The organism is Lysobacter concretionis Ko07 = DSM 16239, from assembly GCF_000768345.1.
Lineage (GTDB): Bacteria > Pseudomonadota > Gammaproteobacteria > Xanthomonadales > Xanthomonadaceae > Novilysobacter > Novilysobacter concretionis.
This window is the reverse complement of sequence record NZ_AVPS01000005.1, coordinates 25,264-37,726: the sequence shown is the minus strand read 5'-3', so window position 1 is coordinate 37,726 and position 12,463 is coordinate 25,264. Positions and strand designations below refer to the sequence as shown.

General features: G+C 63.8%; 7 protein-coding genes and 2 pseudogenes. 8 read left to right on the top strand and 1 reads right to left on the bottom strand.

Annotated elements, in window-relative coordinates:
* The first annotated feature begins 33 nt into the window (after window positions 1-33).
* The 4 genes and pseudogenes from N792_RS06640 to N792_RS06625 form a co-directional block, all read left to right on the top strand.
* The gene (locus tag N792_RS06640) at window positions 34-1,017 is read left to right on the top strand and encodes a restriction endonuclease (RefSeq protein ID WP_232219996.1); all 984 of its coding nucleotides are present in this window, start codon (window positions 34-36) and stop codon (window positions 1,015-1,017) included.
* 15 nt (window positions 1,018-1,032) lie between these two features.
* Window positions 1,033-1,812 carry a Hachiman antiphage defense system protein HamA gene (locus N792_RS06635; protein WP_036193678.1) on the top strand — a complete coding sequence of 260 codons (780 nt, stop codon included), beginning with the start codon at window positions 1,033-1,035 and terminating at the stop codon, window positions 1,810-1,812.
* Complete coding sequence (locus N792_RS06630) at window positions 1,796-5,314, top strand: DEAD/DEAH box helicase (RefSeq protein ID WP_036193677.1); 3,519 nt, start codon at window positions 1,796-1,798, stop codon at window positions 5,312-5,314. The genes N792_RS06635 and N792_RS06630 overlap by 17 nt, the downstream gene beginning before the upstream one ends.
* A gap of 122 nt (window positions 5,315-5,436) precedes the next feature.
* Window positions 5,437-6,312 (top strand): annotated as a pseudogene (locus N792_RS06625) (IS30 family transposase); the annotation flags it as partial.
* A gap of 418 nt (window positions 6,313-6,730) precedes the next feature.
* Here the strand turns inward: N792_RS06625 and N792_RS13770 are convergent.
* Window positions 6,731-8,380, bottom strand: coding sequence for an alpha/beta hydrolase (locus tag N792_RS13770; RefSeq protein ID WP_224743834.1), 1,650 nt, complete (start codon window positions 8,378-8,380; stop codon window positions 6,731-6,733).
* Window positions 8,381-8,556: 176 nt separating this feature from the next.
* Between N792_RS13770 and N792_RS06615 the strand changes: the two genes are divergently transcribed.
* The 4 genes and pseudogenes from N792_RS06615 to N792_RS14175 form a co-directional block, all read left to right on the top strand.
* On the top strand, window positions 8,557-10,218 hold the full coding sequence (locus N792_RS06615; RefSeq protein WP_224743948.1) for a histidine kinase: 1,662 nt from the start codon (window positions 8,557-8,559) through the stop codon (window positions 10,216-10,218).
* Window positions 10,206-10,907 (top strand): LytR/AlgR family response regulator transcription factor, encoded by a 702-nt coding sequence (locus tag N792_RS06610; protein ID WP_036193675.1) that lies wholly within the window; start codon window positions 10,206-10,208, stop codon window positions 10,905-10,907. The genes N792_RS06615 and N792_RS06610 overlap by 13 nt, the downstream gene beginning before the upstream one ends.
* 213 nt (window positions 10,908-11,120) lie before the next feature.
* Window positions 11,121-11,363, top strand: coding sequence for a BPSL0761 family protein (locus N792_RS14350; protein WP_425478854.1), 243 nt, complete (start codon window positions 11,121-11,123; stop codon window positions 11,361-11,363).
* Window positions 11,291-12,126 (top strand): annotated as a pseudogene (locus N792_RS14175) (IS3 family transposase); the annotation flags it as partial. The gene N792_RS14350 and the pseudogene N792_RS14175, both read left to right, overlap by 73 nt.
* Between the last annotated feature and the right edge of the window lie 337 nt (window positions 12,127-12,463).

The window sequence follows — 12,463 nt, the reverse complement described above, 5'->3', positions numbered from 1 at the left end:
TTGCGTGTCGAGTACCTGGCGACGGCGCCAATGATGTTTGACGAGACATCGCCTTCGTGCGATGACATCATTGCGAATGATTGCGATGCTTTAAGAGACAATCGACAGCTTCTCAAGGCTGCATGCAAGGGGGGATTCATCAATTCGGTTCGATCCATTGACCTACGCTTAATTGACGACCTCGTCGACTTCGTCCGAGGCCCGGGCTTCGTGTTGGATTTTTCCGACAGAAGCTTCTCGGACTTCTTCGCCTCCGAACTCAAGGTCAACATCGACGATCCGGAACACGCGGTCAATGGGGGATCGAAGGGCAAGCGACTCCGCCATTTCCTTCGGACCTGCGATGACGGGACCGCCGTTCGCACCCTCGAAGCACTCTGGGAGCATCGCAGCGAGTATCTGACCCGTTCCGGCAGCGCCGACCCCGTCGCTAATGCCCAGACCCGCTATCAAGGCCTGATCAGCCGCCTAACGGGCGGCTCCAAACCGTCGCGGTCGTCAGTAAGCCCCCAGTCTGTTCCCGTTGACCGCGCGGCCATTGCCAAGATCAAAGCGGACCTATTGCAGGTAGCGGCGTTGGCGCCGCATGCGCGCGGCTATGCGTTTGAGGGCTTCCTCAAAGGTCTGTTCGACGCCTTCGGTCTGGCCGCCCAAGAGCCGTTCCGGCTGCGCGGCGAACAGATCGACGGCAGCTTTCAGCTCGCGAGCGAGACCTATCTGCTCGAGACCAAATGGCACGGGCCGCGGATCGGCGTCGCCGAGCTGCATACCTTCCATGGCAAGATCGAGCAAAAGGCGGCTTGGACCCGCGGCCTCTTCGTCAGCAACAGCGGCTTCACCGAAGACGGCCTCGCCGCTTTTGGACGCGGCAAGCGGGTCATCTGCATGGACGGTTTCGACCTCTACGAGATGCTCAACCGTGAAATCCCACTCACTGAGGTCCTCGAGCGCAAAGTCCGCCGCGCCGCAGAAACCGGCGCGCCCTTCATGCGCGTACGCGACCTTTTTCCTTACTAACAGGAAGGAACGAGGATGGCGCAGTTCGATGATTGGTGCATTTCGGTCGACGCGCCGATGGGGAACCACTTTCGGCGTGTGATGACCGGACAGGCCGCTAACCTGGGGGTCGGCATCCAGGCGACGGCAGCTATCGTGCCTTCGCATTACGCCTCGGAGGAGCAGGTGGCGCGCGCACTCGCGCGGCTCGGCAAGCCCGCCGCTGCCGCCCTGATCGAGAGCAAGCTGCCGACCACTAAGCAGATCCGGTCCGGCGACCTCGGCGAGATCTACGCGACGGAATGGATAGATGCTCACAGCGGCGGCTACCGCGCACCGATCAAGCGCCTGCGTTGGAAAGACCACCGCAACATGGCAATGCGTGGTGAGGACGTGATCGGCATCCTGCAAGACCCCCAATCTCAACGTCTTCAGTTCCTGAAGACGGAGGCGAAGAGCCGTGCCACATTGTCCGCACAGGTCCTGACGGAAGCCCGCGCCGGGCTGGACAAGGATGGAGGATTGCCCTCGGCACACGCACTGCACTTTATTTCCGCGCGTCTCCTCGAGCTCGGCAATCTGCCGCTGGCTGATGCAATCGATGACGCGCTGCTCAAGCATGGCGTCCCGCCGCAGAGTGTCCGGCATCTGCTTTTCACATTCTCAGGCAATGCCCCCGACGCACTGCTAGCCGCCTCCCTACAAGCGTATCCCGGTCTTATCAATCAATGGGGTATCGGACTTCGCGTGGAAGGCCATGGCGCCTTTGTCGGCGCGGTCTACGATCGAGTGATGGCCGATGCCTGCAACCCCTGAGGCCATCACCGCAGATATCGCCGAGGCGACGGCCGCCGGCTTTCGGGGCCGACTGATCGCTCGCGGGCAGGCCCGCGCGATCATTTGGCGTGACGGCACCCTTCCGCCCGACGCGCCGGACTTCGCGCCGCAGCTTAGCTACGACCTGCACAGCTATGCCTATGCCCTGCTCGGCCTCGGCCTGCGCCTTCGGGAGGTCGGCGGCGACCCGGCTGAGGCTCGCACGGCATTCGAACAGGCTGCAACGGCTCTTGAAGCGGTGATGGCAAAGGGCAACAGCCAAGAGGCCGATCGCGATTTCCACTTTGTCATGGCCGCGGCCGCCTATCATCTCGCCCACCTGTCCGCACGAGCCTATTCGCTCCTCGCAATCGTCGAGGCGGATGAAAATTTCTCACCGATCGAGCGGGCGCTGGCTCAGTTGATGCGGCGGAATTTCGATGCCTTGCGCAGCAGCGTTCTCGACTACCGGACCTCCGGTCAAGGCAGCGATGAGCGGATCGCCACCGACATGCAGTCCCACCTCGAGCAAGCAGAGGGCGCTGCCGTACCTCCGGATGCCGATGGTGACGACTTCCTATTCGACGGTCTGAATACCGCGGTCACCGACACCTTCATGGCCGCCATGTCTCTTTATCTGCTCGCGCTCGAACGCGGCGAGCGAGAGCTTGTCGATCACGCGCTCGAGCGGCTGCGTGTGAGTCTGGCGATCTGCGGCGAAATGAACATGCTGCCGCAATGGTGGGCGCATCGTGTCGCCATCCATCTTCTGTCGGACCTTTGGTCGAGCACGTTCCATAAAAGAGTGCCGCTGCAGTCCGCGGGAGGACTGGCGGCGGACTGGCCGCGTTTGCGCGAACTGTTCATCGCGCTGTTGCAGCGCCGCGCTAGGGCAGAGGTCGACCTTTGGCCATCGCAGATCGAAGCGGCCGCCCGTGCCGTCGATCAGTCCGACGACTTAGTGGTGTCGCTGCCGACGAGCGCCGGCAAGACGCGCATTGCAGAACTGTGCATCCTGCGCTGCCTCGCCGGCGGCAAGAGGGTCGTGTTCGTTACGCCGCTGCGCGCGCTCTCGGCGCAGACCGAAGCTACACTCCAGCGGACCTTCAGCCCGCTCGGTAAGACCATCTCCGCCCTCTACGGCAGCATCGGCGTCACCGGCTTTGATGAGGACGCTATTCGCGAGCGCGACATCGTGGTGGCGACGCCGGAGAAGCTCGACTTCGCGCTCCGCAACGATCCCTCTCTGCTCGACGACGTTGATCTTCTGGTCTTCGACGAAGGGCACATGATCGGCCTCAATGAACGTGAGGTCCGCTACGAGGTGCAGATTCAGCGGCTTCTGCGCCGTGCCGACGCTCTGGAGCGCCGGATCGTCTGCTTATCGGCCATCCTGCCCAATGGGGACCAACTCGATGACTTCGCCGCGTGGCTGCGCCGTGATCATCCGGGCGGGCTGATCAAGAATGATTGGCGCCCAACCCGCCTGCGCTTCGGTGAGGTGGTGTGGACGTCGCCAACCGCCCGGCTCAACCTCAGAGTCGGCGACGAGCGGCCTTGGGTTCAACGGTTTCTCACCGGCGTCGCACCTCCCAACTGGATTCCACCGAAGCGCCGTCGCACCCAGCTGTTTCCCAAAAACCAGCGCGAACTCTGCCTCGCTACCGCGTGGCGGCTTGTCGATGACGGTCAGACCGTCCTCGTCTTCTGCCCAGAGCGGCGCAGCGTCGAACCGTTTGCTGCCGTCATCGTTGATTTGCATGAGCGCGGCGCGCTGCGCTCGCTGCTCGAGGCCGATCCGAATGCACTGAACACCGCGATCGCGCTGGGCGAGGAATGGCTGGGCGCCGACAATGCGATTCTTAAATGCCTGCGCCTCGGCGTCGCCCTTCACCATGGCGCCCTGCCTACGTCTTACCGCAAGGAGGTCGAGCGTCTGCTTCGCGAGAATGTCCTCAAAGTGACAATCTCCTCTCCGACCTTGGCGCAGGGCCTCAATCTGTCGGCTACCGCCGTCGTGATGCACTCCCTGCACCGCGCCGGCGAGCGGATCGAGATCAGCGAATTCAAGAACGTCATCGGACGTGCCGGACGCGCCTTCGTCGACGTCGAGGGCGTCGTCCTCTTTCCAATGTTCGAGGATATCCCCAGGAAGAGGCGCAATTGGGAAACGCTCATCACCGATCTTGGCGCGCGCAATATGGAAAGCGGTCTTGTGCTTCTGGTCGTGGAGCTACTAAAGCGGATGCAAGCGCGTATCGGCGGAGACATCAACCAGCTCGTTGACTATGTCATCAACAACGCCGCAGCCTGGACTTTTCCCGAGATCGGCAATGAAGAGCCGGAAGACCGTAATCGCGCCCTGGCCGATTGGGAACGGCACGTTGCGACGCTCGATACAGCCATCCTCAGCCTCATCGGGGAGAACGAAATTCCCGATGAGGGGATCGAGGCTGCTTTGGACGATATCCTCCAATCTTCTCTGTGGCAGCGACGTCTGGAGCGTCTGGACGCTCAATTCCAGCATTTGTTAAAAGCAGGTCTTTCCTCCCGCAGCCGACTGATCTGGAATCAGTCGACCGCCGCTCAACGCCGCGGCTATTTTCTGGCAGGCGTCGGTCTGACGACGGGTCATGCCCTCGACGCCATAGCCTCCGAAGTCAACCTACTTCTCATCCAAGCCAATGGCGCGATCCTTGAGGGTGACGCCGAAGCCGCAATCACCTCTATCACCGGTCTCGCTGAGCGCGTATTCGCATTTTATCCCTTCATACCCGATCCGCTGCCTGCGAACTGGCGCGACATCCTGCGGGTTTGGCTGCAGGGCCAGCCTTTGGCCGCGCTGGGCGGGGATCAGCCATCGGAAGTACTGCAGTTTGTTGAAGGAGGCCTTATCTACCGGCTGCCTTGGGCAATGGAGGCGATCAGGGTCCGCGCCAGCGCAAATGGCGATGAGGTGGATGATGGCCTAGGCCTAGAAGACCATGAACTTGGCCTTGCGGTGCCGGCAGTCGTGACCGGCACGCTCAACCGCTCTGCATCGATCCTGATCCAGGCCGGCTTCAATTCGCGGCTGGCTGCAATCAAAGCAGTCACCGACACCGGCGCGACCTTCACCTCGGGCAAGGAGCTGCGGCAATGGCTGAATGCAGATGTGGTCGCCGCTTGGAGCGCTCAGGCCGACTGGCCAACTAGGGAAACGAGACCAATTTGGATGGAGTTCGTCCAAAGCTTCACACCGAACGAGGAGCACACATGGGCCGATCGGCACTATTGGTCGCGTATCACGTGGTTGGCTGCGCCCCCGCCGCCCGGCACAGTCGTCCAGATACACCAGTGGTCAGGTCGGCCGTGGGTACTTTCGCCAGACGGTACTCCGCTAGGCACAGTTCAGGCAGCACTCAATTCCCATCGAAGCGGCCTGCTTCGCGCACAGGTGGCGCAGGATGTCAGCAAGATCGACGTCGTATATCTTGGTCCCGACGATCTGGCGGGCACATAGCCGTCAAGTCCACGTCGGCGCTGGCCACTGTGAAATACATTGTCCGATGTCCGCTTTGGGCGGCGGTTTCATATGATCGATGCAACACACAGCTAGCTGCTTTTGCAGCAGGAGTGTTGCGTATGAAGCGAAGGACCCGGATCCGGTACACCGACAGCCAGAAGGCCCTGATGTGGGATCGGTGGCAGAAGGGCGAGTCGTTGCACCAAATCGCACGGCTGTTTGATCGGCATCATTCGTCGGTTCGTGGGATCCTCGCCGAGACGGGCGGCATTCGCCCGCCGGCTCGTCGTCGATCGCTACGGGCATTGAGCCTGGCAGAGCGGGAAGACGTCTCGCGGGCGCTGGTCGCCGGACACTCGATCCGCTTGATCGCGGCAACGCTGGGCCGGTCGCCATCGACGATCAGCCGCGAGATCCGGCGTAACGGTGGCGCCGCACTGTATCGCGCAAGCCATGCGGATCAGGCGGCTTGGGACCGGGCGCATCGCCCCAAGGCTTGTAAGCTGGCGCTGCATCCCACGCTGGCGGCACGGGTGGCGGACAAGCTGCAACAACAGTGGTCGCCACAGCAGATCGCCGGCTGGCTGATGCGTACCTACCCAGACGATGCGACCTGCCAGGTGTCCCACGAGACGATCTACCGCACCCTCTTCATCCAGTCGCGGGGCGCGCTGAAGAAGGAGTTGCTGGAGCACCTTCGGCGCACGCGGGGGATGCGTCGATCGCGCCACCACACGCAGAAGACGGCCGACCACGGCCGGATCAGTGACACCGTGTCGATCCGGGAGCGCCCGGCCGACATCGAGGATCGGGCCGTTCCGGGGCACTGGGAAGGTGACCTGCTGTGCGGCAGCGGCAACAGCCAGATCGCGACACTCGTCGAGCGCAGCACACGCTACGTCATGCTGGTGAAGGTCGATCGCAAGGACACGAAGACGGTCGTGGACGCACTGATCCGCACGGCGCATCAGCTGCCGAACGAGCTCTACGATTCGGCAGGACGTGGTCGGGTGAGTCGAAAGAGACCACCGCTCCGCCAATCACGCCCACCCGGACATGAGCTGTTTCAGTGGGGGTGTTTCTTAAGTAGCGACCGACAAGCACCATTTTAACTGTCCACTTTCGGCCGGACCCCTGCGGTGAGAGTACCCGCGCGTGGCGGCGGAGATTACCAGCTTGGGATGTCGGCAAGAAGTCTTGGTCCGATGGTTCTGCGGGACGGTGCTGGAGATGACGAGCACGTAGGGCGCGGGCATTAAAGGCAAAGACACGGCGCCTTTTCTGCCCACCCAAGTATGCAAAAACGGCGGAATTTTCATAATTATGGAAATCCCGCTCGGAAGGCATAATCGTTGGGTGAGCTGCCCGAAGGGGCCCCTCCTACTTCCTCACGCCCGTTTTGACGCTGCTGTGCTAGCCCCGATAGCCTGCCCTAACCGTCACGGCGGCCGACTTCCCAACTCTCTGACGCCACCGCGGTAATAGCGTCAGCGCGACCAGAACCAGTAAGACTAGCAACGCATTTACGACCACCATGGTTCCTATGCCGATTCCCAACGTTTGCATAAGCAAGCCAAGTTTTCCTCGGGCCATCTCAGGACGCGGTACTTCCAGTTCCGCATTGCTCACTCGTCGCCCTGCAAGAAAATCGGCGATGTGTACAGCTATCTTCGGGTTGCCCAACCACAGTTCGTCGTCATGGCTGGCGCCGCGCACGCGCAAGTGAACGGCGTCGCTGAAGCCGGGCAACAGCGCCTCCGCATTTGCCGGCGGTGTGCGGCCATCGAGCGTACCGCTGACGAACAGCGCCGGAACGTCGCTCTGCAGAGGCGCACGGAACGCCTCACCGAGATCCATCAGCCCCAGGCCATCGCCGACCATCGGGAAAGGAAAGTTCAGCGCATCGCCGAACAGGCTGTCGTTTGCCTGCGTCTCGGCCATGGCGCGCCGATCTGGACTGTGCCCGGACGCCAGCTCCATCGCTAACGGCATGGCCCGGAACTCGCCGAGCTGCTCGCGCACCGCGAGCACCAGGGTTGCCAGCAGGTCGTAGTCCCCCTCTTCGGCGTCGCGTAACGCCAATGGCAACATCTGCTGGGTGGATCGCCGGCCCAGCGAGGCGGCGATCGCCAGCTGCGCATCGTAAGCGCCCAAGGTCACTTGCCTGCCCCGGTGCATGAGGCTGCGGCCTTGGGCGGGCTCCTGCCGTAGCTTGGCCAGCACGCGGCGGGTCATGCCGGTCAGGTCCTCGAAGCCCTGCTCCCGGGCGATATCGGCCAGGTCCGCGAGCAGCGCGTCTGCCGCCAGCGGAAGCTTCAGGGTGTCGTCCGGCCCTTCGACGCCGATCAACACCACGCGCTCGACGCCCGCCCCGTGCAGGCGGAGGGTCGCCAGGGCCAGGTGGGTACCATAGCTCATGCCCCACAGGCTGAGCCGCGGCACGCCAAGCGCACGCCGCAGGTCCTCGAGGTCGGCGGCACTCTCGGCAGTGGTATAGGCCGCCAGGTCGACGCCCTCCTCCCGCCAGTGGGCGATGCATCGGGCGGCTGTGTGGCGCAGCGCCGCCAGCGCGACTTCACGGTCCAGCGGCCTGGCATCGTCGAAGCGCTGGATGTACGGGCACGTCGGCGGGGGCTCGAACAGGCCGGTGCCCCGCTGGTCGAACAGCAGGACGTCGGTTTCGCGCCGAACCTGTTCGAACATCGGCCAGCGCGGCCCGCGTGCCGTACCGACGCCGGAACCGCCAGGGCCACCGGCCAGGTAGACCACCGGTGCGGCGTTACCGTCGCCACCGGTGGCCGGCAGGCGCACTACGCGCAGCCGCATGCGCGGGCCGTCCGGTTCGTCGCGGCGACGCGGCACGTCCAGAAACGCAACCTCGGCGTCGATCGTGCCGTGCCGTTCGGTCTCGAACGCATAAGGCGCGAACTCCAGCGGTGTATCGGCGCCGGTCGCGTGCATCGGCAGCATCCCCACGAACAGCACGCAGGCCACCATCCAACAATGGGGCAGCGTCAACGGCCGGGGGCTCGGTATGGAAGTTTCGCGCAGGGAATGGGGCATGACGGATTCCGGTGGGCGGGATGCAAGGGCGTTCCACCAGCATCCACGCTGGCCCGGAGGTAGGGGCGCGCCAGTCCGCCCAACGGCTCCAGCCGGGGGCCGAATGTCTCCGCGCGGCCAGTACGATATGGCGCATGACGATGACAAAGATCCTGGTCGCCCCTGCCGTGCTGGTGATGGTGGTCGCCGCCTGGCTGTTGGCGGCGTCGCACGGTCCCGTGGCCGTGCAGGTGCTGTCGGCCGAGATGGCGCTCGCCCCGGTACCGATGTCGGGCCGCATGCCGGAACGGCCTCCGGACGATCTGGACTGGCAGCCGCTCGATCCCGGCGTGCTGGCCCGGTGGCAGGATCCCCACTGGCTGCGCTGGCGCCTGGCCGCCCCGGCGGACGATGCCGGGCGCCTCCTGCACCTTTCACTGCGTGCCGCCAGTCAGCCTTACTGGAACGGGCGTCCGCTGGTCGCCAACGGCATCGTCGGACGCAGCAAGGATGAGGAACAGCCGGGACTGATCGATATCATCCGCGTGCTGCCGCCATCCGGACGCACCGGAGCCGATGAGCTGATCGTTCTCGCCTCGAGCCACCATCAGTGGCTACGCATGGACACAACTGATGCCGGCGTCCAGATCGTAGCGGCTGCGGGGCCTCCCCTCCATCGTCCAGGGCCATGGCTGATCGTGGCCTTTGCCGCGGGTGCGCTCGGAGCCGCCTGCCTGTACTTCCTCGCGGCGCAACGCGGGCAGCCACGTAGGCAAGGCGCTCCGTTACTGCTCGCCCTGGGCGCCGTCGGCCTGGCGCTGCCGGTGGTCGAAGCCTGGCGCCCGCTGTTCGGATATCCCTACCCATGGCATGGCCTGCGCATGTTCGCGCTGCTGGCGCTGCACGCGGCGGCAGCGGTGCTGTTGCCGGCCTACCTTGCGCGGCGCTTCGACGTCGGCGTGCCGGTGCCTGCCCGCATTGTCTATCTGGCAACGCTGGCAGGCGTCGTGGCCTTCCTGCCGAGTTTCGATGGGCGCGGAGCGGCTGTTCTGCTGCTGAGCCTGTTGGCCTCCGCATGGCTGCTGCTGCGTGCACAGGGCGAACACGAGGAACGCCGGCCGATCCTGGTCCTGATGTTGGTCGGTGCGCTGACGATGCCGGTCGCCGGCGGCGCATTCCTCGACGGGCCATATTTCCTGCTGCTGGCGGTCCTGATGGGATTCCTGCTGCTGCGCCACGCGGAGCGGCTGCGCACGCTGGACCAGCACAATGCGCGCCTACGCGAGGAGCGCGCCCAGCTGTCGCTGCAGCTGTTGCAGCGCGGCATCCAGCCGCACTGGCTCATGAACACGCTGACCTGCCTGCAGGAATTGATCGAGCAGGCACCTCCGCGTGCCAGCCGCCTCGTCGAGTCGCTGGCTGAACAGTTCGATCGCCTGCGCGAGAGCAGTCGCCACTCGCTGGTTCCGCTGGAGGACGAACTGGCCTTGTGCCGCAATCACTTGGACATTGTCGGCCTGGCGTTGGGCCAACCGATCGGCTTCGAGGTCGACGCCGACGACACAGATCTTCTGTTGCCACCCGGGGTGCTCCACGCCCAGGTCGAGAACGCGCTCACCCACGCCGGTGCCAGCGCCTGCACGCAGCAGCCCTTCCGGCTGCGTGTGCACTGCGAAAACGGGCGCCGGGTGCTCGAGCTGCGCAGCGCCCGTGGAACCGCGGCGCATCGCGGCCAAGGCACCGGGACGCGCTACATCGAGGCCAGCCTGGCCGCGGCTTTCCCCGGCGGCTGGCGCTTCTCCCAGGGCCCCAACGACGCGGGCTGGTGCGGTCGGATCGAGCTGGCATGCGTATCCTGATCGTCGAGGACGAACCGCTCATCCGCGAGCGATTGCTACGCATGTGCGGCGAACTGGCGGGCGGACGGGCACGCTTCGACGCCGTCGCGGACCTCGACCTAGCCGGCGACCGGCTGCAGCGCAGCCTTTACGACGGTCTGCTGCTGGACCTGAACCTCGGCGGCGAGGACGGCTTCGATCTGTTGCGACAGGCGGTGGCCGGACGCTACCACTGCGTGGTGGTATCGGCCCATCGCGAGCGCGCCCTGCAAGCGTTCGAACACGGGGTGCTGGATTTCGTCCCCAAGCCGTTCACGCGCGAACGCCTCGGCCAGGCCCTCAATCGCCTGCTCGACGCCGCCCGCTATCGCCCGGGACTCGCACGCTATCTCGGCATCTGGCGGGCACATGGCACGGCACTGGTCGAGTTGGCCGACGTGCTCTGGATCCGTGCAGACGGTGACTACAGCGAGGTGCGCCTGCTCGATGGCCGCAGCGAACTGCACGACAAGTCCCTGGCCGCGCTGACTGCCGTATTGCCGCCCGATTTCGTGCGCTGCCACCGCTCCTGCCTGGTCAATCTGCGTCATATCCGCTCGCTGCATTCCGGCTCCGGCAGCCGCTACTGGTTGGTTATGGCGAATGGGAAAGAACTGCAGGTGGGCCGTACCTACATTTCCGGACTACGCAGGGAGCTTGGCATTGAATAAATGGCTTGCAATCCGCCCTCGACCGACTGGTGATCCTGGATCACCGATGGTCTCCGATAGCTGAGGAACACCTGTGGTGAGGTTTCGGGCGCTTTCGGACGCTAGCTTCGCCATGACTACCGAGCTGGGACGATCCCGCCACATCTGCCGATCTCAATCATTGCGACGACACGACACCACACTTCATCAAGTTCACACCCACAGGAGCATCCCATGAGCACCCCCGACGAGCGAACCCTTTGCGTCCTTCAGACGAGGCGGTTTCTACGGTCGCTCAGGAGCGACCACACCCTGCCGGAGCCGGTGCGCCAAGAGTCGCATGGGTTCTCCCCCGATTCTGCGGACACTTTCACTAAGATCCATACTGGATCAGAGGAGTGTCCGTGTCCAAGCGCAAGCGTTACAGCCCTGAGTACAAGCGTGAGATCGTCGAGCTGGTCTGGCGGTCGAAGTTGAGCTGCCGTCAGATCGCGTTGGAGGTCGGCCTCAATCCGAACATGCTGACCCGCTGGGTCCGGGAGGCCGACGCCGGCGGAACCAAGGCTTTCCCCGGCGGCGGAACGCCTCGTGATGAAGAGCTCGCCCGCCTCAAGCGCGAGCTGTCGCGCGTGACCAAAGAACGGGATTTTTTAAAAGACGCGGCAGCGTACTTCGCGAAGCAATCACCGAACGGTACACGGTGATTGCGCGCTGCCGCAGCGACTACCCCGTAGGGATGATGTGCCGCTGCCTTGAAGTATCAACGAGCGGCTTCTACGCCTGGGCGAGCCGCACGCCGGGGCCTCGTGCGCGGGCGAATGCACGCTTGCTGTCGCGCATGCGGGAGATCCATGAGGACAGCAAAGGCGTCATTGGCGCACCCCGGATGCGGGAAGACCTGGTCGATGAAGGCGAACAGACCAGCCGCAACCGGGTGGCCCGCCTGATGGCCGGTGCTGGACTGCAAGGCTGGCCGCGGCGAACCAGGCGCCGCTACGGCGCTAAACCCGGCACCCGACCGGTGGGTGTGGAGAATCTGCTGCAGCGCAACTTCGCCGCTCACGAGCCGGAGACCAAGTGGGTCACCGACATCACCGAGATCGTGACAACAGAAGGAAAGTTGTACCTCTGCGTCGTCATCGATCTGTACAGCAAGCTGGTGCTGGGCTGGTCGATGCACCACCGTCAGGATCGCCACATGGTCGTTCGTGTCGTTACATCTTCGCCGATGAGGCAGGGCGTGAAAGTGTTAAGCCGTTGAAATCATTCGATTAGCTGAAGCTTGCTAAAATTAGCTGCCGGAGCGTTTTCTTGCTAAAAGCATCGGCCGAGTGTAGACCGCGCGGCGTATTTGGTACGGCTTGACCTGGGTCGAAAGACAATTGGCGGCCATTTCATGAGAGGCTCGCACACTCATGCTGCCCATCCTCGTCTGCGGCCGGACACTAGTCTCAGACGCCGCCACCGTAAATTACAGGAATGACGATCAAGGGCTGTAAACGTTTGTCATCGGTGTTGGCGGGCCGCGGCAACATGCCTCATGTGCCGATAGCTAGCGTCCGTGGAATTTTTTTGAA